This window comes from Roseomonas chloroacetimidivorans (assembly GCF_049629625.1).
Classification (GTDB): Bacteria; Pseudomonadota; Alphaproteobacteria; order Acetobacterales; family Acetobacteraceae; genus Roseomonas; species Roseomonas chloroacetimidivorans.
In genome coordinates, this window is record NZ_JBNBZS010000012.1 from 61,154 (window position 1) to 83,872 (window position 22,719).

The 22,719-nt window shown below is 68.3% G+C and carries 17 protein-coding genes; 9 read left to right on the forward strand and 8 right to left on the reverse strand.

Annotated elements, in window-relative coordinates:
• Positions 1-20 precede the first annotated feature (20 nt).
• Positions 21-425, reverse strand: a complete 405-nt coding sequence (locus ACO1BU_RS11225) for a PRC-barrel domain-containing protein (protein WP_424136031.1) — start codon at positions 423-425, stop codon at positions 21-23.
• Positions 426-596: 171 nt separating this feature from the next.
• Between ACO1BU_RS11225 and ACO1BU_RS11230 the strand changes: the two genes are divergently transcribed.
• Genes ACO1BU_RS11230 through ACO1BU_RS11240 form a run of 3 tightly spaced genes read left to right on the forward strand, consistent with a single transcriptional unit; the run spans position 597 to position 3,120 of the window.
• A complete protein-coding gene (locus ACO1BU_RS11230; protein ID WP_424136129.1) occupies positions 597-1,466 on the forward strand; it encodes a UDP-2,3-diacylglucosamine diphosphatase in 870 nt (289 codons plus the stop codon).
• A 2-nt stretch (positions 1,467-1,468) separates the two neighbouring features.
• Positions 1,469-2,521 (forward strand): glycosyltransferase family 4 protein, encoded by a 1,053-nt coding sequence (locus ACO1BU_RS11235; protein ID WP_424136130.1) that lies wholly within the window; start codon positions 1,469-1,471, stop codon positions 2,519-2,521.
• A gap of 8 nt (positions 2,522-2,529) precedes the next feature.
• A complete protein-coding gene (locus ACO1BU_RS11240) occupies positions 2,530-3,120 on the forward strand; it encodes a class I SAM-dependent methyltransferase (protein WP_424136032.1) in 591 nt (196 codons plus the stop codon).
• A 93-nt stretch (positions 3,121-3,213) separates the two neighbouring features.
• Here the strand turns inward: ACO1BU_RS11240 and ACO1BU_RS11245 are convergent, their stop codons facing one another.
• The gene (locus ACO1BU_RS11245) at positions 3,214-4,326 is read right to left on the reverse strand and encodes an alkene reductase (RefSeq protein ID WP_424136033.1); all 1,113 of its coding nucleotides are present in this window, start codon (positions 4,324-4,326) and stop codon (positions 3,214-3,216) included.
• A 228-nt stretch (positions 4,327-4,554) separates the two neighbouring features.
• Positions 4,555-5,592, reverse strand: a complete 1,038-nt coding sequence (locus tag ACO1BU_RS11250; RefSeq protein WP_424136034.1) for an energy transducer TonB — start codon at positions 5,590-5,592, stop codon at positions 4,555-4,557.
• Between the two features lie 399 nt (positions 5,593-5,991).
• Here ACO1BU_RS11250 and hslV point away from each other — a divergent pair, with 399 nt between their 5' ends.
• Positions 5,992-6,546: an ATP-dependent protease subunit HslV gene (gene hslV / locus ACO1BU_RS11255; RefSeq protein WP_424136035.1), complete on the forward strand. Its 555-nt coding sequence runs from the start codon at positions 5,992-5,994 to the stop codon at positions 6,544-6,546.
• 138 nt (positions 6,547-6,684) lie between these two features.
• On the opposite strand, the gene ACO1BU_RS11260 is transcribed toward hslV, so the two are convergent.
• A complete protein-coding gene (locus tag ACO1BU_RS11260; RefSeq protein ID WP_424136036.1) occupies positions 6,685-12,705 on the reverse strand; it encodes a beta strand repeat-containing protein in 6,021 nt (2,006 codons plus the stop codon).
• 302 nt (positions 12,706-13,007) lie between these two features.
• Entirely contained in the window at positions 13,008-13,256 is a 249-nt protein-coding gene (locus ACO1BU_RS11265; RefSeq protein WP_424136037.1) for a response regulator, read from the reverse strand.
• A gap of 65 nt (positions 13,257-13,321) precedes the next feature.
• Here ACO1BU_RS11265 and mltA point away from each other — a divergent pair, with 65 nt between their 5' ends.
• The gene (gene mltA / locus ACO1BU_RS11270; RefSeq protein WP_424136038.1) at positions 13,322-14,749 is read left to right on the forward strand and encodes a murein transglycosylase A; all 1,428 of its coding nucleotides are present in this window, start codon (positions 13,322-13,324) and stop codon (positions 14,747-14,749) included.
• Between the two features lie 118 nt (positions 14,750-14,867).
• On the opposite strand, the gene ACO1BU_RS11275 is transcribed toward mltA, so the two are convergent.
• Together ACO1BU_RS11275 and ACO1BU_RS11280 are read right to left on the reverse strand one after the other, a co-directional pair.
• Entirely contained in the window at positions 14,868-16,400 is a 1,533-nt protein-coding gene (locus ACO1BU_RS11275; RefSeq protein WP_424136039.1) for a calcium-binding protein, read from the reverse strand.
• 210 nt (positions 16,401-16,610) lie between these two features.
• The gene (locus ACO1BU_RS11280; protein WP_424136040.1) at positions 16,611-17,768 is read right to left on the reverse strand and encodes an MFS transporter; all 1,158 of its coding nucleotides are present in this window, start codon (positions 17,766-17,768) and stop codon (positions 16,611-16,613) included.
• Between the two features lie 130 nt (positions 17,769-17,898).
• On the opposite strand from ACO1BU_RS11280, the gene ACO1BU_RS11285 reads away from it, so the two are divergent.
• The 3 genes from ACO1BU_RS11285 (at position 17,899) to ACO1BU_RS11295 (ending at position 20,976) form a co-directional block, all read left to right on the forward strand.
• The gene (locus tag ACO1BU_RS11285; RefSeq protein WP_424136041.1) at positions 17,899-18,240 is read left to right on the forward strand and encodes an ArsR/SmtB family transcription factor; all 342 of its coding nucleotides are present in this window, start codon (positions 17,899-17,901) and stop codon (positions 18,238-18,240) included.
• A 48-nt stretch (positions 18,241-18,288) separates the two neighbouring features.
• Entirely contained in the window at positions 18,289-19,611 is a 1,323-nt protein-coding gene (hslU, locus tag ACO1BU_RS11290) for an ATP-dependent protease ATPase subunit HslU (RefSeq protein ID WP_424136042.1), read from the forward strand.
• 165 nt (positions 19,612-19,776) lie between these two features.
• Entirely contained in the window at positions 19,777-20,976 is a 1,200-nt protein-coding gene (locus ACO1BU_RS11295; protein ID WP_424136043.1) for a M20/M25/M40 family metallo-hydrolase, read from the forward strand.
• 52 nt (positions 20,977-21,028) lie between these two features.
• Here ACO1BU_RS11295 and ACO1BU_RS11300 read toward each other — a convergent pair whose 3' ends face one another.
• Complete coding sequence (locus tag ACO1BU_RS11300) at positions 21,029-21,445, reverse strand: hypothetical protein (protein ID WP_424136044.1); 417 nt, start codon at positions 21,443-21,445, stop codon at positions 21,029-21,031.
• Between the two features lie 72 nt (positions 21,446-21,517).
• Between ACO1BU_RS11300 and sppA the strand changes: the two genes are divergently transcribed.
• Positions 21,518-22,687: a signal peptide peptidase SppA gene (gene sppA, locus ACO1BU_RS11305; protein ID WP_424136045.1), complete on the forward strand. Its 1,170-nt coding sequence runs from the start codon at positions 21,518-21,520 to the stop codon at positions 22,685-22,687.
• Positions 22,688-22,719 lie beyond the last annotated feature (32 nt).

Below are 22,719 nucleotides of genomic sequence, written 5' to 3' on the forward strand. Positions count from 1 at the left end.
GGCGCTGCGCGCCCGTGATCCTACGACACATCCAGCCAGAAAGGCTGGGCCTTGTAGTAGTCATAGACCCGGCGGCCATGGGTGTCGCTCAGGTCGACATTGTCGGTCGAGGCATAGGCCGGCGCGCCCTCGAGCTCCTCGCGCGTCAGGTCCACCACATAGCCGCCTTTGGTGGTGTCATAGGTCAGGACAGACCAGGGAAGCGGGTGGTGCTGCTCGCCGATGCCGAGAAAGCCGCCGAAGGACATGACGGCAAAGGCGACGCGGCCGGAGATCTTGTCGATCATCAGGTCCTCGACCGTGCCCAGGCGGTTGCCGACGCGGTCATAGACGGCGGTGCCCTCGACCTTGTCGGCGGAGATGAGGCGGCGGCCGCTCTCGGGACGGGCGGCGTCGTCCATACCGGTGGGGGCGATGTCGCTCATGGCAGGGTTCTCCCATGCGTGTGACGAGGGAACGTCCGGCGCAGGCCGGGGTTTGGGCGCTAGGGCTGCGGGCCGGTTGGCGCAACCATGTCGCGCGATGGTCACCTCCTGTTCACAGTGGTGTCCCTGCGGCGGGTCTATTGCGCGGCTGCACGGATCCACGGGGTTGGGATGCACCACGCCGAGACGACGCGACGCTACCGCAGTGTCTTCCTCTCGGATGTGCATCTGGGAACACGGGGATGCCGGGCGGATTTCCTGGCGGATTTCCTGCGCGATCTGGAATGCGAGCGGCTCTACCTCGTCGGCGACATCGTCGATGGCTGGCGGCTGCGCAAATCCTGGTACTGGGACCCGCATCATGACGAGGTCATCCGCCTGGTGCTGCGCATGGCCCGGCATGGGACGGAGGTGACCTACATCCCCGGCAACCATGACGAGATGTTCCGGGACTGGTTGGGGCTGGAAATCGCCGGGGTGAAGCTGGCCGGCGAGGCGGAGCACGTCACCGCCGATGGCCGGCGCCTGCTGGTGATGCATGGCGACGCCTTCGACAGCGTGGTGCGCTATGCCAAGTTCATCGCTCTGCTGGGCGACTGGGCCTATGACACGGCGCTGGAGCTGAACCGGTTGTTCAACTTGGTGCGGCGGCGCTTTGGCTATCCCTACTGGTCGCTCTCGCAATGGCTGAAGCGCCAGGTGAAGGGCGCGGTGAAGGCGATCGACCGGTTCGAGGAAGCCCTGGCGCTGGAGGCGCGGCGGCGCGGCTTCGATGGCGTGGTGTGCGGCCACATCCACCACGCCGAGATGCGGCGGATCGGCGGCGTCGAATACATGAATGACGGCGACTGGGTGGAAAGCTGCACGGCGCTGGTGGAGCATCCGGACGGACGTTTCGCGCTGGTGGACTGGGCGGCGGAGCGGCGCCTGTCCTTCTTCCGGCCGCGACGTGCGGCGGCCGCGACCGCCACGCCTGCGGAGGTGACCGAGCAGGTGCGCGCGGCGATCGCCGCGGACGGCAAGCGCGCAGCAGGGTCCTGACGCTGCGTATTCTTATAGTCTCGGACGCCTGGCACCCACAGGTGAACGGTGTGGTGCGCACGATGGAAACGGTCATCCGCCATCTGCGCGCCGGCGGCGATGTGGTGGAGGTGATCGGGCCGGCCGCGTTCCGCTCCCTCCCCGCTCCCGGCTATGCCGAAATCCGTTTGGCGGTGCTGCCCGGCCGGCGCCTGCGGTCCCTGGTGGACGGCTTCGCGCCAGAGGCCGTGCATATCGCGACCGAGGGACCGCTGGGCTGGGCGATGCGGCGGCTTTGCCGCCAGCGCGGCTGGGCCTTCACCTCCTCCTTCCACACGCGCTTCCCGGAATATCTGCACGCCCGCATCGGGGTGCCGCCTTCCTGGAGCTGGGGGACCATGCGGCGTTTCCACGCGGCGGCGGATGCCGTGCTGGTGGCCACGGGATCGCTGGAGCGGGAGCTGGCGGCGCGCGGCTTTCGCCGGATGCGCCGCTGGTCCCGCGGGGTGGATCTGGAGCGATTCCGGCCGGACGCCGTATCGGGCCACGAGGACCTCTTCGCCGGGCTCGCGCGCCCCATCTTCCTCTATGCGGGGCGCGTGGCGGTGGAGAAGAACATCGCCGCCTTTCTCGCCCTCAACCTGCCCGGGACGAAGCTGGTGGTGGGCGACGGGCCGCAGCGCGCGGCGCTGCAGCGGCAGTTCCCAGAGGCTGTCTTCACCGGATACCGCGACAACGGCGTGCTGGCGGCCAGCTACGCCGCAGCGGATGTATTCGTCTTTCCCTCGCGCACCGACACCTTCGGCCTGGTGCTGCTGGAGGCGCTGGCGAGCGGCACGCCGGTGGCGGCCTATCCGGTCAGCGGGCCGGTGGATGTGATCGGGGAAGCGCCCGTGGGCGCCCTCGACGAGGACCTGTATGCGGCCTGCCTGCGGGCCCTGGGCGCGGATCGCACCGCCTGCCGCGCCCATGCGGAGCGGTTTTCCTGGGCGGCCTGCACCGCGCGCTTCCGCGAGGCGTTGGTGCCGCTTCCTTCGGTGCCTGGCGTGGCGCCTGTTCCGGACGGGGTCTTGTAATGGATGGAATGACACGGCGGCCGGCGCCGGTGCGGCAGGGTGGCGGGTTCGGGCTGTTTCTCAAACGCTGGGCACGCAATCCGCTGCAGATGGGCAGCGTGGTGCCATCCTCCCCCGCGCTGGGGCAGCGGATCGCGCGGCTGTCGCGCTGGGATAACGGCGCCTGCGTGGTGGAACTGGGCGCGGGAACCGGAGCGGTCTCGCGTGAATTGCTGCGTGCCGGGCTGCCGCCGGAACGGCTGGTCGTGGTGGAAATCGTACCGGAGATGGCGGAGCATCTGCGGGAAAGCCTGCCGGGGGTGCGGGTGATCACCGGCGATGCCTTCGCCCTGCCGCGGCTGCTGCCGGCGGGCATGAAGGTAGGAACGGTGATCTGCGGGATTCCGCTGGTGCTGCTGCCTCTGGAACGGCAACGGGCTTTTGTGGCCGCGGTGGAAGCGGTGGCGCCGGGGCTGGGCTTCCTGCTCTACACTTATTGCGTGACCTCGCCGCTGCCCTGGAAGCGGCTGGGGCTGAGCGCAAAGCGGGAGGCCTGGACGCCGTGGAACCTGCCGCCGGCGAGCGTGTGGCGGTACCGGGTGCGGAATGTCCAGCCGTGAGGCGCAGCGAAGGGTGAGTTGTCTGATATCCGGGGGAGAATCTTCTCCCCCGGATATCGCAAGCTTCAGAGCGCGAGGCGGCACATCGCCGCTTTACGCGGCGAGCGCGGGATAATCGATATAGCCGTGCTCGTCGCCGCCGTAGAAGGTGCCCTTGTCGCCCTCCGCCAGCGGGGCGCCAGTCTTCATGCGTTCCACCAGATCCGGATTGGCGATGAAGGGGCGGCCGAAGGCAATGAGATCGGCACGGCCCTCGCGGAGCGCGGCATCCGCCATGGCGAAGTCATAGCCATTATTGGCCATGTAGGGGCCGCGGAACGCGCGCCGGAGCGCGCCGAAGTCGAAATCCGGCACGATGTCGCGCGGCCCGCCGGTCGCGCCCTCCACCATGTGCAGATAGGCAAGGTTGAAGCGGTTCAGCTGCTCCACCGCATGCAGGAAAAGCGGGAAGGGGTTGCTGTCGCTCGCATCATTGGCGGGGGTGACGGGAGAGAGGCGCAGGCCCGTGCGCTCCCCGCCGATGGTCTGCGTCACGGCCTCCACCACCTCCAGCAGGAAGCGGGTGCGGTTCTCGATGCTGCCGCCATAGCGGTCTGTGCGCTTGTTGCTGCCGTCGCGCAGGAACTGGTCGATCAGGTAGCCATTGGCGCCATGGATCTCCACGCCGTCGAAGCCCGCGCGGCGCGCAGCCCCGGCGGCGTTGGCGAAGTCGCAGATGATCCGCTCGATCTCGAGCACCTCCAGCGCGCGCGGCTGGGGATGGGGCTGGAAGCCGGTTTCAGTGAAGGCCTGGCCCTTGGGCGTCACGGCTGAAGGCGCGACCGGCAGGGCGTTGTTCGGCTGCAGCGAGGGATGGGAGATGCGGCCGACATGCCAGAGCTGCACGACGATGCGCCCGCCCTTCGCATGCACGGCATCGGTCACGCGGCGCCAGCCCTCGACCTGGGCGTCGGTGTAGCAGCCCGGCGTCCAGGCATAGCCCTTGGCGGTGTCGCTGACCTGGGTAGCCTCGGTGATGATGAGGCCGGCCGAGGCACGCTGCGCGTAATAGGTGGCCGCCATGGCGCGGGGCACATCGCCAGCCCCGGCGCGGCTGCGGGTGAGCGGAGCCATGGCGATGCGGTTCCGCAGGTCGAGCGCGCCGATAGTAATGGGCTGGAACAGCGGGCTGGCCGAGTTGTCGGTGGACAAAGCGTAATCCTTCATGCGGTCTTCGCGCCGGCCTCCGGGCCGGCAGTCCGGCCCTATTTGGGGTATCAGGCGGCGGATGCACCGGGGGGCCGGGCGGCATGGCTGCCATGCCACGGGGTGGCAACCCTGGCCTGACCGGGCCATTCACAACACGGGTTGCGGAAGCGGGGCGCCACAGGCGTTGTTCCTCGCGGAGACTGGTGACCTTCCCGAGAGGATGTACCGGGCGGCGGCGCCACGCCCTCAGCGCCGCCGCAGGATATAGTTGATCGTCAGGTCAATTTCCGCGCTGTCCTCCCGCGTATCTGGCGGAAAGGGCGGTACGATCTGATTCCGCAGCAGCGCCTGCGCCCCGGCATCCAGCCAGATGGACCCGGACCGTCCGATCAGCTGCAACCCGCTGACCCGCCCGCTGCGGTCCACGGTGAAGCGCACGATCGCCGTGCCATCCTCTCCCGCCTCAACCGCCTGGCGCGGGTAGTAGCCGTGCTGCCGCAGCCAAGCCATGAAAGCCGACCGCCAATCCGCCCCGAGCTGCGCGCCGCGGATACGAAGCTGCGCGTTCGGCGCATCCGCCTGCCCGGAGGTCATGGCCTCCGCCGCCTGCCTGTCCCGCCGAGCGCTCGACGACCCGGGAGCCGAGGACCGCGGGGGGGCTACCGGCCGGCCCAGCGAGATCGGCGGCCCCTGGCTGAGATCAAGTGCCCCCGCAAAGGGCGAGGCAGGCCGAGGCCTTTGGGCCGGCTGCGGCGGCGCCGGGCGCGCCAGCACTGTTTCCGGCGGGGCGGGGGGCGGTACGGGCGCGGGTGGAGGCGGCAAGGGCAGCGCTGCTGTCTCCGTCCGCTCCGCTGTTTCGGCCGGTGGTGGTGGCGGGGGCAGCGACAACTCGGAGGGGGCAGGCAGGGCAGGCAGCGGAACTGGCGCCGTCTGCGCCAGGGGGGGCGGAACCGGCTGCGCGAGCGGCGGCGCCGAGGGCGGTGCGACTGGAGGAGGTGCGACCGGGGGAGGCGGGGCCGGCGGCGCGGGCGGTGCCTCGGCCAGCGGCGGGGCCTCCACGGGTGGTGGGATACTGGGGGAGCTTGGCAGGGCTGCCGCTTCGGGCGGCTCCAGGGGCGAGGGCGTGCTCTCCGGCGGAGCGGGCATCTCCTCTGGCGACCCGCCCTCGAACACCACATCCATGGCGGAGGGAGCCGCCGGCTCCTGCACCGGCCGCCGCTCGAAGCCGAAAAGCAGCCACCAGCCCAGCACCAGATGCAGCAGCAACGACAAGGCCAGGGCCAAGCCGCGCCAACCCGGCCGGGGGGGGGCCCGGCCGCGCGTGGGGGCCACCGGGCCGCCGGGGGGGGGGGGCGGGGGGCCGGGCCGCGCCAACCCGGCCGGCGCCGGCCCGGCCGGCGCTTCTGTCCAACGGGCCCGAGGGAGGGCGGGCGCGGCTGCCTGGCACCGCCCGGCGATGCCAGCCTGGCGGCGGAAACGTCCATGCGCGACCCCAGTCGCGGCTCGACGGAGGCGCTCATGCGCCCCCTGGCGGCGCGCTCATCTGCGGCCCTGAGGCACGGCGCCCATGCTGATCCGAACCCATCACGCCCCGCAGATGGGGCGTCCTCCGCCCCGGCGGAACGCCCCGATTGTAACGGCGGGGCTGGATCGCCACATGGGGCGCCTCATATGGCACCCATCATGAATACCACACCACACGATCCCCTCGGCTGGCACGGCACCACCATCCTCTGCGTCCGCAAGAATGGCCAGGTGGCCATGGCCGGCGACGGCCAGGTCTCCATGGGCCAGACCGTCGTCAAGAACAATGCCCGCAAGGTCCGCCGCATTGCCGGCGGCAAGGTGCTGACCGGCTTCGCCGGCGCCACTGCCGATGCCTTCACCCTGCTGGAGCGCCTGGAGGCGAAGCTGGAGCGCTTCCCCGACCAGCTTGAGCGCGCCGCGGTGGAGCTGGCGAAGGACTGGCGCACCGACCGCTACCTGCGCCGCCTGGAGGCGCTGCTGGCCGTGGCGGACAAGGACCGTTCCCTTCTCATCACCGGTCAGGGCGACGTGATGGAGCCCGAGGACGGCATCATCGGCATCGGCTCCGGCGGCAACTATGCGCTGGCCGCGGCGCGCGCGCTGATGACGGTGGACGGACTCTCCGCCGAGGAAATCGCCCGCCGCTCCATGACTATCGCGGGTGATATCTGCGTCTATACCAACGGCCGCTTCGTCATTGAGACGATGTAATGCCGGCGTAGTCCGGCTTCTTCGGTTCTGCGGCCGGACCGGGCCGTAACCTGCGGCAGCCCTGAAAAAGCAGATCAGGGGGCTCCGGGGGAGAAGGAATTCTTCACCGGAGCCGCCCCGACAGTCAAAACCAGCTGGTCAGGCCGCCATGCTGGAAGCGTAGAGAGTCTGGCCGGGCTGCGCGGTCCCGGAAACCAGCACCTTCGTCTTCTCATCGAACACCGCGGCCATGCCGTCCGACACGGACACGGTGAACTGGGCCAGCTCCGTCTGCCCCTGTACGATGCGCCCATCCGTCGGGTCGAAGACCAGGCTGCGCAACGCGCTCTGCGCGGAGGATGGACTGCCAGTATAGGTGTAGACGCCTTCGCCCTGGCTGGTGAAGCCGGCCAGCGAGCTGAAGGTTCCCTTGGCCGGGTCGTCCAGCTTCACTGTCACCGTCTCCGCCGCGCCCTTGTCCGGGTCCGCGATTGTCATCATCGCGAAGGGCTTCACCGTCTTGATGTCTGTGACCGAGCTGGTGATAGCGCCGGAAAGGGTTGGCGCCGTGTCCTCGGCCTGGATCGCCACGGAGATGGTGCTGGACTTCGCGGCCGCCACGCCATCCGTGTAGCTGACCTTCAGCGAGGCCGCGGTGCTGCTCCCCGGTACTGCCAGATGGTCGGCCGGCGTGAAGACCAGGCCGCGCAGTGCCGCCTGTGCCTCCGCCGCCGTGCCGCTGAAGCTGTAGACGCCGTTGCCGCCATCCACGAAGCCGCCGAGGTTGCTCAGGCTGCCATATTTCTGGGCGACCGTGACCTGCACCGTCTCTATTTGACCGGTATCCGCGTCCGAATAGGTGACGTTCGCGAAAGGCTGGATCGTCGACAGCTCACTGACCGTCTGGCCGGAAACAAGGCCGGACAGGGTCGGCGTGGCATTGGCGGGGGCGGAGGCGGTGATCGTGACGGTAGTGGCCGTGTTCGTGCTGCTTGCGGTGCCGTCGGAAACGGTGACCGTGAAGCCGGCCGTGTCGCTCACCCCTGCGGCGACACGCCCATCCGTTGGGTTGAAGACCAGGGAGCGCAGCGCGCTCTGCGCCGAGGACAGGCTGCCGGTGTAAGTGTAGATGCCGTTGCCCTGATCCACGAAGCCGGCGAGCGTGCTGAACACGCCCTTGGCCGGATCGTCGATCTTCACCGTCACCGTCTCGGTGGCGCTCCTGTCCGGGTCGGTGATCGTCATCATCGCGAAAGGCTTCACCGTCTTGGTGTCGACGACGGTGCTGGTGATCGTGCCGGACAGGGTTGGAGTGGTGTTCTCGGCCTGGATCGCGACATAGGCCGAGGTACTCTTCGCTGCGGCCACGCCATCCGTGTAGGTGATTGTCAGCTTCAGCGAGCTTGAGCTGCCCGGCGCCGCCAGATAGTCAGCGGGCGCAAAGACGAGGCTGCGCAGCGCCGCCTGCGCCTCGGCCGCCGTGCCGGTGAAGGTATAGACGCCGTTGCCGCCATCCACGAAGCCGGCCAGCGTCGTGAAGCTGCCCATCGTTGCCTTGCTCAGCGCGATCTGGACCGTTGTGGTCTGGCCCGCATCCGGATCCGCAAGGGACACGTTCGCGAAGGGCTGCAGCGTCGCACGCTCGCTCACTGTCTGATTGGCGGAGAGGCCGGACAGGGTCGGTGCCGTGTTGGCCGTGCTGGAGGTAATGGTGACAGCGGTTGTGGAATCCGTGCTGCTCAACCTGCCGTCGGAGACGGTGACGGTGAACCGGGCCGTGTCGCTCTGGCCAGCCGAGAGCCGCCCATCCGTCGGATCGAAGACCAGGGCGCGAAGCGCGGCCTGCGCATCCGCCGGGCTGCCCGTGAAGGTATAGCTGCCGTCCCCACTGTCGACGAAGCCGGCCAGCGTGGTGAACCTCCCCTTGGCCGGGTCGTCCAGCATCACGGTCACCGTTTCCGTCGCGTTCTTGTCGGGATCGGTGATCGTCATGCCGGCGAAGGGATTGACCGTCTGCGTCTCTGTCACGCTGCTGCCGGTGGTGGCGCCGGCCAGGGTCGGGGCCGTGTCCTCGGCTGTGATCGACAGGCTGGCCGTGCTGGTCTGGGGCGAGGCGTAGCCATCCGAATAGGTGACGGTCAGATTGGCCGTGGCGCTCTGCCCCGGCTCGACCTGGTGCTGCGCGGGGGTGAAGACCAGGCCACGCAAGGCATCCTGTGCCGCCGATGCGGTGCCGGTGAAGGTATAGACGCCATCGCCGCCATCCACGAAGCCGGCCAGTGTCGTGAAGCTGCCGAGGGTCGGGTTATCCAGCGCGATCCGGATGGTTTCGGTCTGGCCGGCATCCGGGTCCGCATAGGACGCGCTCACGAAAGGCTGGAAGGAACTCCGCTCGCTCACCGTCTGGCTTGTGCTGAGGCCGGACAAGGTTGGTGCCGTGTTGCCCGGTGCGGTGGAGGTTACCGTCACCGTGGTGTTGCTATCCGTCGTGGTCGCCGCCCCGTCGGAGACGGTGACGGTGAACTGGACTGTCTCGGTCGCGCCACCGGGAACCCGCCAATCCGTCGGGTTGAAGACCAGCCCGCGCAAGGCGGTCTGTGCGGCCGCCGGACTGCCGGTGAAGCTGTAGCTGCCGTCGCCGTTGTCGACGAAGCCTGCCAGAGTCGTGAAGCTTCCCTTGGCCGGATCGTCCAGCCGCACGGTCACTGTTTCGGACGCATTCTTGTCCGGGTCCGCGATGGTCATGGTCGCGAAGGGCTTGACGGTCTGGACATCCGTGACGCTGCTGGCGCTTGCCCCGGCCAGGGTGGGTGCCGTGTTCTCCGACAGGATGGACAGGTAGGCGATGCTGGTCTGGGTCGCGGCCACCCCATCCGAATAGGTGATGGTCAGCTTGGCCGTGGTGGTGGTGCCCGGCTCGGACTGGTCAGGGGCGGGGGTGAAGACCAGGCCCTGCAGCGCCGTCTGGAGATCCGCCGCGCTGCCGGTGAAGCTGTAGCTGCCATCGCCATTGTCGACGAAGCCGCCCAGATTGCTGAAGCTGCCGCGCGTCGCCTTGTCCAGCGCGATGGTGATCGTTTCGACCTGTCCCGAATCCGGGTCCGCGAAGGAGGCAGCGACGAAGGGCTGGATCGTGGCGTTGTCACTGACCGTCTGGCTGTCGGGCAGCCCGGACAGCGTGGGCGCCGTGTTCGTGGCGGTTACCGTCACGACCGTGCCCGTGTCGGTGGTGGTCAGCGAGCCGTCGGAAACGGTGACGGTGAATTGCACCGTCTCGGTCTGGCCGGCCGGCACGCGGCCATCCGTCGGGTCGAAAACCAGCGCGCGTAGGGCAGTCTGCACAGCCGCAGGGCTGCCAGTGTAGCTGTAGGAGCCGTCGCCATTATCGACGAAGCTGCCCAGGCTGGTGAAGCTGCCCTTGGCCGGATCATCGATCCGCACCGTGACCGTCTCGATCGCTCCCTTGTCGGGATCGGTGACCGTCATGGTCGCGAAAGGCTTGATGGCCTGCTTGTCATTGATCGTGCTGGTAGTAGAGCCAGCCAGGGTGGGCGCCGTGTTCTCCGACAGGATGGACAGGTAGGCGATGCTGGTCTGGGTCGCGGCCATGCCGTCCGAATAGGTGATGGTCAGCTTGGCCGTGGTTGCGGTGCCCGGCTCGGACTGATCCGGGGCGGGGGCGAAGACCAGGCCCTGCAGCGCCGTCTGGAGATCCGCCGCGCTGCCCGTGAAGCTGTAGCTGCCATCGCCGTTATCGACGAAGCCGCCCAGATTGCTGAAGCTGCCGCGCGTCACCTTGTCCAGCGCGATCCGGAAGGTCTGGGTCTGGCCCGGATCCCCGTCGAGGAAGGAGACGCCTGCGAAGGGCTGGATCGTGGTGCCGTCGCTGACCGTCTGGGTGGAGAGCAGGCCCGCCAGGGCCGGTATGTCGTTGACCGAGGTTACGACCGTCTGCGCGGCCGTGCTGCTGACCGTGTAGACATCATTGCTGTAGGTCACGGTGAAATGGGTTGTGACCGTGTCGCCGATGGCAACCTGGTTGGCGGTGGGCGTGAAGCGCAGCGCCTGCAGCGCCGCATTCACCTCGGCTACCGTGCCAGTGAAGCTGTAGGTCCCGTCACTGTTCCGGACGAAACCGGCAAGCGTGGTGAAGCTGCCCGTCCCGGCGTCGTTCAGCTTCACGCGGACAGTATGCGAGGCAGAGGAGGTATCGGCATCGGTGATGGTCATCGACGCGAAGGGCGACAGAACCTGCGCATCAGTGCCGCTGACCGTGCTGGCGCCGTCGATGGTCGGACGCGGCAGCTCGATGCTCTGGAAGACGATGTCGATCGGCTTCGTGTTTGTGTAGTTGCCGTAGATATGCAGCACCTCGCCGCCGACGGCGCTCAGCCCGTCATAGGAGATGCTGAAGACGAGGCTCTCCCCGCTGTCCAGTCCGGCATAGCTGCCATCCTGTGTCGCCGTGCCGCTCAGGCTGCTGCTGCCCGTGCCGCTCATATCGGCGTCGATCAGGCCGGAGATGGTGGCGGCCCCGGCGGCTCCCCAGTTGGAAATGGCGAAGTTGGTGTCCGAGGCAACGCCGTTGATGAAGGTGATCCGGTAGGTCAGCACGCCATTGACCATGCCGACCAGCTCGAGCCGCTGCCCCGTCAGCCCATAGGCCCCGAGTATGGCGCCCTGACCCAGCGTGACGTCGCCACTGTAATTCGCGTCGCCCTCCACCGCGGCCTTCCAGCCATCAATGGTTGAATAGGCCGCGCCGTTATAAATCCAGGCCGAGCTGGAATTACCCGTGGCAGAATAATAGGTGTTGTTGGAGATCGTGGCGGCGGTTGAGCCGTCCCACACCGTCAGGAAGCTGTCGGGCGACCCGGTATAGACCACCGTGTTCCCGATCACGACGGCATCTTTGGCCGCATACTGCCCACCGCCGGCGTCGCCGATATTGATGGCGTCCGGGTTGAAGTTACTGTCCTGGTAGCTGACGTTGTAGAGGAACTGAACGCCCGTGCCGCCCTTCTGATACAGGCTCTTGGAGCTGGTATGCGTGTCGGTGTTGTCGAAGACCAGCGTCTCGCCGGACATGCCCTTCAGAACATAGGCCAGGCTCGTATAGTCCAGGCTGTTGGCATAGACCTGGGCGCCGTCCTGCCATCCGATGAGGATGCCATGCAGCTTCGCTGCCTCGGCGCCATCATCGCCGATGCCGGTATTGCCATAGACCTGGAAGTCGTTCGCGTAGTTCCGCAGCGCCTCGCCCGGATCGGAATCCCAGCCGACCAGGATGATCTTGCCGGCCGTGCCGTCGAGGAAGTTCTTCAGCGTGTTGTTGCGGATGATGCCGCCCGAGATATCGATCGGGTTGGTCGTCTTGTCGTAGGTGACGGAGATGGTGTAGCCGGTCAGGCTGCTGCCCGTGCCGGACTGGGTGATGTCGTTGTTCTCGATCAGCGCCTTCACGTCGGTCAGGCGGACGCCGTAGTAGATACCCTTGCCATAGGTCGCGTCCGTCCCGGTCGCGTTCAGATTCGCGGTCACGCCGGAGACGGTGACGGGAATGCCCTCCGCATCCGCGTTGACATTGGCGATCCCGCCGAAGCCCGCGCGCCAGATGCTCGCGATATTGACCGTGCCGCCCTGGATGCTGACGGAACCCGCCTTCAGCGCGGAGATATTGACCATGGACAGCGCGCTGGATGCGCTAAAATCCACATCGTTCAGGACGACATTGGCATGGGTGCCCGCGCTGGTGCCCTGGATGCCGTAGCTGGTCGGGTTGACCAGCCGCGTGCCGTTCAGCTCCAGCGTATAGGTCGAGACCTGATCGTTCAGCGTAATCAGTGCTGTGGAGGTGTTGCCGCCGTCGAGGACGATCTTGCCGAAGCTGACGGTACCGGCCGCCTCCTCGGAAATGCTGATGATGCGGGACTGCCCGGCCGCCGCTCGGATGGTCGCACCATAATCGGTGACGCTCTGCCAGCTCACCGCATTGGAGATGTCGAGGGTCTTGGCAGGGGTGTAGACCCCGTCATTGAGCATGACGGTATCGCCATCCTTCGCGGCTGCATTCGCAGCCTCGATACTGGCGAAGGGACGCTCCTTGGAGCCGTCACCGGTCTGATCGTTTCCGGCAGGGATGCCATTCGCGGCCACCGCCGAAACGTAATAGGTCGCCATTGTTTATTCCCGCCATGACGCTCCCCGCTTTGCCGACGGCAAGGCGGGATGGTCTCAGGTCTACGTACTTACCGTCTCAAAACCCGTAACGCATTTCGAGTTCACGCGAGCCGTGTCGCAATCTTACCCAGATTGGTATGCAAGCTGGCGTAACATTCCCCGGGCCTGACTCCCCGGCCCAGGATCCCAGGGAAGCGGCTGGCACCTTCTGCCTCAGGGCCGCTCCTGATGCGCACGGTTCAGCTCATTCTGAACCGCAGCGGCGAGATCGCCGATGCAGAACGGTTTCTCCACCATCCCTCCTATTCCCGTTCGGAATGGAGGACAGGGCTGGCGGAGTAGCCAGTGGTGAAGAGCAGGACCAAGCCGGGCTGCACCGCTCGGATCGCGTCCACCAGATCCACGCCATTCATGCCGGGGATCGCGTCGTCGGTCAGCAGAAGGTCGAACCGTGCCCCCGCCCGCCTTACATGCACAGCGCATCGGCCTCGCTCGCCGCCGTCACAACTTCGCGCGCGGTGGCTGCTTTCGGCCTGTTCTGCTTGGGCCACGGAACATTCCGGCTGTAGGACGCCCGCGGCCGCCTCGCGGCTCAAGGATGCGAGGTGGCGTAAGCATGGAAGATCAAACGGGACAGGCGGCGGCGGGCCTTGGCGGAAACCCGCGCCGGCGCGGTGCGCGCCTGGCCATTGTCCTCATGGCCGCGGCCCTGGTGACCGGACCGGCCTTGGCGGATCCGGCCGAGCCCCCGGGCAGCATTCCCTTTTCCGAAATCCCGGGTTGGGAGGAAGGCACCACGACCGCCGTCCTGCCCCCACTTCTGGCGAGCTGTGCCCGCTGGGCTGCCATGCCGGCTGGCTATTCGCTGGGGGGTGACGGCAACATCCAGGCCCTGGGCGGCACGCCCGTCCAGTGGCGCGCCGCCTGCGCCGCCCTGCAGCGCGTCTCCCGCACCCTGCCGCCGCTGCCCAGATCCTCGCGCCGGTCGCCTTCCACCCGCTCGGCCGCGCCCCGCGCGCAGGCGGAAGCCCAGGCCCGGCGCAATCTGGCGCTACGCGACGCGCTGGAAACCCTGTTCATCGCCCAGCCCGCCGGCACTGGCCTGCTGACTGGCTATTTCGAACCCATCCTGCGCGGCGCCCTCACTCCGGGCGAGCCTTACACTGTCCCGCTCTATGCCCGCCCGCCGGAACTGGTGGAGGCATCGACCGGCCGCGGCCGCCGCAGCTGGGGCGTGATGCAGGAGGGCCGCCTGGAGCCCATGCCGGACCGCGCGGCCATTACGGCCGGTGCCATGGCCGGACGAGGGCTGGAACTGGCCTGGGTCACGGATCCGCTCGATGCCTTCATCCTCCAGATTCAGGGCTCCGGCCGCGTGCAACTTCCGAACGGGGCGGTGCTGCGGCTGGGCTATGCCGGCCAGAACGGCCTTCCCTTCCGCTCGGTGGAGCAAATCATGACGCGGCGCGGTGTGATGGGCCCCAACGGCCCCCGCACCCTGCGCGAACTGATCGCCGCCGCCGGGCCCGAGGTGCTGCACGAGAACCCGTCCTATGTGTTCCTGCGCCGCGTGGAGGGATTGCGGAACGACCAGGGTCCGATTGGCGCCCTGGGCGTGCCGCTGACATCGGAACGCTCCCTGGCCGTGGATCCCGCGCAGGTGCCCCTGGGCGCGCCGGTCTTTCTCACACCCGCCGCAGGAGCACCGGCCCGCGCCGCCCCACGCCTGGTCGTGGCACAGGACACCGGGGGCGTGATCCGCGGCCCCGGCCGTGGCGACCTGTTCACGGGCTGGGGCCCGGAGGCCGAGGCGCGGGCCATGGGCATCAACCACCCCGTCACGATGTTCGTGCTGGTGCCCCGCCCGGCTGAGCCCGAGGACATGATGGTCGCCGGCCAAACGGATCGGCGGGCCAGCACCCAGAAGCTCGCCCAGGGCATGATAGCGCGACCACCGGCCCGTCCGCTGGAAGAGGTCGCGGCGAGCCGGCCGCAGCGCCTGCCTTCCGGCCGCGTGATGGTCACCATCGAGCCGCCACAGTGAGCTGTTCCGCCGGGAGAGCCTGAAAACCGGAGGCGGGGCCCCTGGGGCAGCCCCGGCGGAGGGGCCGGGAGGCAGAGCCTTCCTGGGCCAGCCCCCAGCAGTTCAGACCGGTCCCGCGTTATGCCAGGATGAAGTCGCTCGCGCCCAGCGAGGCGATATCCTGCACGGTGAACAGCACCTCCTGCGTCGCCGCGACCCGCACCACCGTGTCATAGGTGGTGCCACCCATAAGGTTCGCGCTGGAATCCAGCACCAGACCCGCGAAGGTCAGGCCATCCGCGAGGCCGATCTTGTCCGCGCCATACTGGAAATCGAGGATCAGATCGCCGCCCTCGCCCGCGGCGAAGACGAAGCGGTCCTTGCCCGCGCCGCCGGTCAGCGTGTCGGCACCCCATCCGCCCCACAGAAGGTCATTTCCCGCACCGCTGTCGAGCACGTCGTTCCCGCCGGTCACCGTGCCACCATCGACGGTGCTGATCGTACCCCCGACATCGCCGTAGAGCTTGTCGTTCCCGTCCCCGCCGGAGAGGGAATCGTTCCCGAGAATAATGTGACTGTCGTCGGCGATGACGTCGCCCTTCGCATCGCCGTAGAGGGTGTCGTTGTTCTCGCCACCATCAAGGGTATCGTCGCCGGCGCGAAGCTCGGTGCCTCCCTCGGCCCAGATGTCGCCCCCGGCATCGCCCACCAGCGTGTCACTGCCGTCGCTGCCGATCAGGGTATCGCCGCCCGTCCGGATATAGCCGTCGGAATGGGCATAGAGCGTGCCACCGGCATCGCCGTAAAGCGTGTCCTTGCCCACACCGCCATCGAGGATGTCGTCGCCGCCGACCACGACGGCTTCGTCAGATTCCATCATCCCGCCGGCATCGCCATAGAGCCGGTCGTCGCCCAAGCCGCCGAGCAGCGTGTCATGGCCACCATAGACGGCGCCGTCCGAGGAGCCGGCGAAGAAGAGGCCACCGGCATCGCCATAGAGGACGTCCTTGCCGTCGCCGCCATCCAGCAGGTCGTCGCCGCCCAGCACATCGCCCTCGGCGTTGGCGTGGAACTTCCCGCCCGTGTCGCCGTACATCTTGTCATTGCCGCTGCCGCCGAGCAGCTCGTCATTCCCGCCCAGGACCCTGGCGCCGGAATCCAGCGCGTAGAAGCCGCTTCCGCTGTCGCCATAGAGCGCGTCGTTGCCGCTGCCGCCGTCGAGCCGGTCATTCCCGCCGGTCACGCTGCTGTCGTAGTCGGCGGACATCTTGCCGCCGGCGTCGCCATAGAGCCGGTCGTCATCCGCGCCGCCCTTCAGCGTGTCGGCGCCGCCCAGCACCGCCGGGGGGGTGTCGCCCGTACCGTCATCGGCCGGGGCGATCATGTCGCGGCCGGCATCGCCGTAGAGCGCATCCTTCCCCGAGCCGCCGTCGAGCAGGTCGTCGCCCCCTACCGTATCGGACCCGGCATGCCAGAGCAGCGAACCGCCCGCGTCGCCATACAGCCGGTCGTTGCCGCCGCCGCCATACAGCGAATCCGCGCTGGCAAAGCCGTAGAAATCACCATTGGCATCGCCGTAAAGCGTGTCCGCGCCGTCGCCTCCCACCATGTGGTCGCTGACCAACCCGCTCGCGAGTTTATCGGCGCGTGCGGTACCCTTGATGATGGCCACGGCGGCTTCCCCCTGTCGGCGCGTCTCGCCGGCCCCATGTAACGGGCCGCCTTCTACAAACGCGCGACAAACTGAAGGGGAGCGCTCTCCGTTCCATTTCTCAACGAAAGACAGGTCCGAACCGGCATCCGATCTGGTGCAATCCGGAAGCCGTTTCTCCTCAATGTTGTATTTCCGGCGATGGCTGCTACCGTAGCGAGCACGCAGCGCTCAACGTGCCGTGGCGCGCATGCCCCAGATCATCAGCGCCGAAAGCGCCACGAACCCCCCAGCCATCAGCCCGAGCTCCCGCAGCGCCTCCGCCCGGATCACCAGCCCGCCAAGCAGTGCGCCCAGCGACACGCCGAGATAGGTGGCTGAGGCATTAAGCGAGAGCAGCACTGGCGCCATGGCCGGTGAAAGGGCCACCAGCCGCACCTGCTGCACCGCCGGGAAGCACCAGTTCGAAGCGCCCCAGGCCACCAGCAGCATCAGCACCGCCGGCATCGCCGCCGCCACTGGCAGGGTCTCCACCGCCAGGGAGATGCAGGCGAGGATAACGGCCAGGGTGGCATTGGCCATGATCAGGAAGCGCCGGGGCTCGTGCCGGTCCGCCGCCCAGCCGCCGATCGAAACACCGAGCAGTCCGCCCAGGCCCGACAGCAGCAGCGCCAGCGCCGTTCCCTCTCCCCCGAAGCCAAGCGTCTCCTGCAGGAAGGGCGCCAGATAGGAGAAGAGGGAAAAGGCCCCTGTGAAGATGGCAACGGTCTGCGCCAGCAGCTTCGCCACCTCCGGCCGCCCCGCGATGGCCAGCCGCTCCGCCACCCCCGCCGCCCGTGCGCCGGGCAGGCGGGGCAGGAAGGCCAGGCAGCCGAGCGCGGAGACCAGACCCAGGCCCGCCACGGCCAGGAAGGCGGCGCGCCAGCCCAGATGCTCGCCGATCAGCGTACCGAGCGGGGCACCCAGCACGGTGGAGAGCGTCATGCCGCCGATCACCGTCGCCATGGCCCGGCCGCGGTGATGCGGCTCCACCAGGGCAATGGCGCAGGCACCAGCCGTGGGCACGAAGAGCGCCGCGGCCAGCGCCGCCGCGACCCGCAGCCCGAGCAGTGCCGCATAGCCGGGCGCAAGGCCACAGCCGGCCGAGGCCAGCACATAGGTTCCCATGGCGAGCACCAGCGCCTGCCTTCGTTCCATCCCCGCCGCCGCGGCCGCGAGGACGGGGGAGGCCAATGCATAGGCGAGGGCGAAGGCCATGGAGAGATGCCCGGCAGCGGGCACGCTGACGGCCAGATCCGCCGCGATCACCGGAAGAAGCCCGGCGATGCTGAAGGTGCCGGTGCCAACCGCGAAGCTGCCCAGCGCCAACCACAGGAGGGAGCGCGGCATGGGTCCTCCAACAGTCCAATAACATTTGAACTAACCGCCACCTAAGTCACAGCCGGCTGCCCGTCAAGGCGGTTCAAGACGCCTTGGACAGCCCCTTTCACCAGCGCGCCGGATTGCCTATCTCGTGGGCATGTCGAAGGCGCTCCATCACCCCGAACCGGAGGCGATCGATCTCTCCGCGGTGCTGGATGCGCTGCGCGACCCGATCCGCCGCGCGATCGTGCTCATGGTTGCGGAGCATGGCGAGAAGCGCTGCTCCTCTTTCCTCCACTGCACGACCAAGACGAACCTCACCTACCATGTCACCCGCCTGCGGGAGGCCGGGGTGGTGCGGGTGCGGATCGAGGGACCCGCGCGCATTGTTTCGCTGCGCCGCGCGGAGCTGGATTCCCGTTTCCCCGGCCTGCTGGATGCCGTGCTGAATGGCGCCCGCCAGGATCCGCCCCTCGCCCGGCTCGTCGAACCTGCCTGACAGAACACCCCGAACAGGGCGCGGCCCGCGCCCGGATGACACGCAAGAATGAACACCCAGGAAGCCGTGAACCTCTCTCCGCGTGAGATCGTCTCGGAGCTCGATCGCTATATCGTCGGCCAGCACGATGCAAAGCGCGCCGTCGCCATCGCGCTCCGCAACCGCTGGCGCCGCCAGCAGCTGCCCGAGGGCATGCGTGAGGAGGTGGTGCCGAAGAACATCCTGATGATCGGCCCCACCGGCTGCGGCAAGACCGAGATCGCCCGCCGTCTGGCGCGCTTGGCCAATGCCCCCTTCCTGAAGGTGGAAGCCACGAAGTTCACCGAGGTCGGTTATGTTGGCCGCGATGTGGAAAGCATCGTGCGCGACCTGGTGGAGGCCAGCATCGTCCAGTTGCGCGAAGCCGCCCGCGCCGAGGTGCAGGCCAAGGCCGAGCTGAATGCTGAGGAGCGCCTGATCACCGCCCTGGTGGGCGAGGGTGCGAATGGCGAGACGCGCATGAAGTTCCGCAAGATGCTGCGCGAAGGCAGCCTCGACAGCAAGGAAGTCGAGGTGCAGGTGGCCGAGCAAGCCACGCCTATCGCCGTCATGGACATCCCGGGCATGCCGCCCGGCGCCCAGAACATCCAGGAGATGATGGGCAAGATGTTCGGCCAGCGGAGCCGCGCCCGCAAGATGACGGTGGCCGAGGCCCGCACCGCCCTCCTGCGGGAGGAAGCGGACAAGCTGCTCGACCAGGAGAAGCTGACGCGCGACGCCGTCCATCACGCAGAGCAGAACGGCATCGTCTTCATCGACGAGATCGACAAGGTCTGCGCCCGTACCACCGAAGGCGGCTTCCGCGGCGGCGATGTCTCCCGTGAGGGCGTGCAGCGCGACCTGCTGCCGCTGATCGAGGGCACGACGGTGAACACGAAGCACGGCCCGGTGAAGACGGACCATATCCTCTTCATCGCCTCCGGCGCCTTCCACCTCGCCAAGCCCTCCGACCTCCTGCCGGAGCTGCAGGGCCGCCTGCCGATCCGCGTGGAGCTGAAGGGCCTGACCCGCGAGGATTTCCGCCGCATCCTGACGGAGCCGGAGCATGCCCTGACCGCGCAGTACACCGCGCTGATGGGCACGGAGGGCGTCAACCTCGACTTCACGCCGGACGCGATCGACGCGGTGGCCGAGCTGGCCGCCGACATCAATGACCGCGTAGAGAATATCGGTGCCCGCCGCCTGGCCACCGTGCTGGAGCGGTTGCTGGAGGAGGTGTCCTTCAGCGCCTCCGACCGCCGCGGCGAGACAGTGCGGGTGGACGCGTCCTATGTGCGGGAGAAGGTGGCGCCGCTGGCCTCCAGCACGGATCTGTCGCGGTTCATCCTCTGACGAAAGGCCGGCGGAGAAAGAATTCTCCCCCGGGCCCCTTCATCTTTTTCCTCGGGTTTGGGGCGCGCCAGTCCAGCTCGCGCGCCCCGGCTTTTTCCGGGGTTCCCGCATCTGGACATCGCGGCGGGACCGTCGCATGGCAGAGCCCGTCAAAAGGGGGCAGCCATGGTCGAGCAGGTGATGAAGAGCGCAGCCTATCAGGAGGCGCTGCGGCACCTGGCCGCCAGCCATGAGCGCTTCGTTGAGGAGACGATCCGCCTCACTGAGATCCCCGCCCCCTTCTTCCAGGAGGAGGAGCGCGGAAAGGCCTATCTCGAGATGCTGCGCGAGGCTGGCCTCGAGGAATGCGAGATGGACGCGGAAGGCAATGTCATGGGCCTCCGCCGCGGGCTCGGCAACGGCCAGCTCATTGTTCTCGCCGCCCATCTGGACACCGTCTTTCCCCCGGGCACCGACCTCAAGGTCCGGCGGGAGGGCACCCGCCTCTACGCCCCGGGCATCGGGGACGACACGCGCAGCCTGGCCATGAACCTCGCCTTCCTGCGCGCCATGGATGCGGCGGGCATCAAGACGAAGCACGACATCCTCTTCGTCGGCAATGTCGGGGAGGAGGGGCTGGGCGACCTGCGCGGCATCCGCTTCCTCTTTACCAAGGGCCGCTATGCCGGCCGCATCGCCGCCTTCATCTCCGTCGAAGGCCCGATGGGCATGGGCACCATCGTCTCCGGCGCCACTGGCTCCCTACGCTACCGCCTGACCTTCCGCGGCCCCGGCGGGCACAGCTTCATGAATTTCGGCATTGTCAGCCCCTCCTTCGCCCTGGCCGAGGTGATGGCCGGCCTCTCCCGCCTCGAGGTGCCGAAGGAGCCCCGCACCACCTTCAGCGCCAGCGTGATCGGCGGCGGCACCTCGGTGAACTCCATCCCGAACGAGGTCTGGCTGGAGGTGGACCTGCGCTCCGATTCCGCCCAGGAACTCGCCCGCATCGACCACGCGTTCAAGAACATCGTGCAGCGCGCGGTCGAGGCCGAGAACGCCGCGCGCAGCACCGCCAAGGGCGCGGTCACGGTGGAATGGAAGAAGATCGGCGACCGCCCCGCCGGCGCGATCGACCGCAAGAGCGAGCTGGTGGCCAATGCCACCGCCGCCGCGAAGGCCCTGGGCTTCACGCCGAAGACGGTCGCCAGCTCCACCGATGCCAGCATCCCCATCTCCCTGGGCATTCCGGGCATCGCTGTCAGCGCCGGCGCGGGCGCCGGGGCGCATACGCTGGACGAATGGGTGGATGTGGAGCCGAAGCAGACGCTGCATGACATGCAGCTGGCCTTCGTGACACTGCTGCAGACGGCGGGAATGGAGGCCTGAGCGACCCTTACGGATCGCGGGATCCGGGGAGGCGGAGCTTTCCCCGGGCTACCTATCGCGGTCCCCGCCGTTGCTCCGCAACCGCGCCCGGCCGCGCCCCCGCCCGGGTCGCCTGGTCGTCCCGCGCGCCCGTGATGTTCGCCGCACAGGTGCCGTTCTCGATCATCTGGCGATAGCCCGGGGCGGCGCGGCTGCAGGCGCGGACCAGGTCGTCGCGGTGCGGGCCGCGGGCATTGACGACGTCGCGCATGAACTTGTCCACCTCCGTGTTCGCCTGGGCCTTGTCGGCCGGCAATTTGGGCGAGGCGGCGATGCAGGCCCGCCAGGCGGCAACCGCGTCGTCGCAGGTGGCGTCGCCGGTGGTGCTGGGCGTGAGCCCATTGGTGACAGGCTGTGAGCGGGTTTGAACCTGCGCGAAGGCGGGGCTGGCCAGGAGGAGAGCCGGAAGGGCCAGCAGGACGAGGCGCATGGGGCAGGTTCCCGAGGGTAGGCTGGGGCACGGCCAGCATCGGGCCGAGCGGGCGGGCCAGGATCCGAGTGGGTGGAAGTTTATTCTACGACTGGCTCTTCCGACCTGTCACCTGACCATGCCTCCCCGGCCGGCTCCCGCTGGAAGATCGAGAAGCCGCTTGGCGACGCGGGCATGGGCGCGCATAGACAGGGCATGTCTAGCTCCTCGCCCTGGCCTCCGCCGTCGCCTCCGCCGACCGCCCCGCCGGGCAGCCCGGCCGCAGCCGGCGCTCCGCCCACACTGGGCGGGCTGGAGGCGGATCTGCTGCTGGATCGTCGCCGGCTGAAGCGCAGCCGGGGGCTCTGGCGGGCGCTTGCTGTCCTGTTGGTGTTAGGTGGGCTGGCGCTGAGCTTCGGCCGGACCGGTGGCGACGGGCCAGGACTGTGGGGCCTGCGCGGCCCGCATCTGTTACGGCTCACCGTCTCCGGCACCATCACCGACAGCCGGAAGCTGGTCGAGGCAATCGACCGCGCGGCAAAATCCACCTCGGTCCGCGGCATGGTCCTGTCGGTGGACAGCCCAGGCGGCACCATGGCAGGCGGCGAATCCCTGCATGCCGCGCTGGCGCGCTTTCGTGCCGCCAAGCCGCTGGTCGCCGTGTTCGGGGGCACCGCCGCCTCTGCCGGCTACATGATTGCCACACCCGCCGAACGCATCTTCGCGCGGGAGGGCAGTGTCACCGGTTCCATCGGCGTGATCCTGCAATCCTTCGAGGCGCAGGAGGCCATGCGCAGCCTGGGCGTCCGGGCTGAAGCCATCACCTCCGGCCCGCTAAAGGACCAGCCCAGCCCCTTCCGCCCGTTGACCGAGGAAGGCCGGGCCGCGCTGCAGGCGGTGGTCGACGACCTGTACGCCCAGTTCGTACGCATGGTCGCCGAAGGCCGGCACATGCCGGAGGATCGGGTCCGCGCTCTGGCCGATGGCCGTGTCATGACGGGGCGCCAGGCTATGGCCGCCGGGCTGGTGGATGCCATCGGTGGCGAGCCCGAGGCACGCGCCCATCTGGCCGCCACCCATGGAATCGACGCCGACATGCCGATCCGGGACCTGAGCGCGCGCGACCTGCGGGAGCGGACTTTCGGGGCGGTCCTGGGTGAGTCGATCGGGTCCGGCATCGCGGCGATCTTCGGCGAAACGGTGAAAAGCCTGATTTCAGAAGGGCTTGGCGTTGACGGCGCCTGGGCGCTTTGGCAGCCTTAAGCAATTGAGTTGGGCCCAGGAGACGCGCGCGC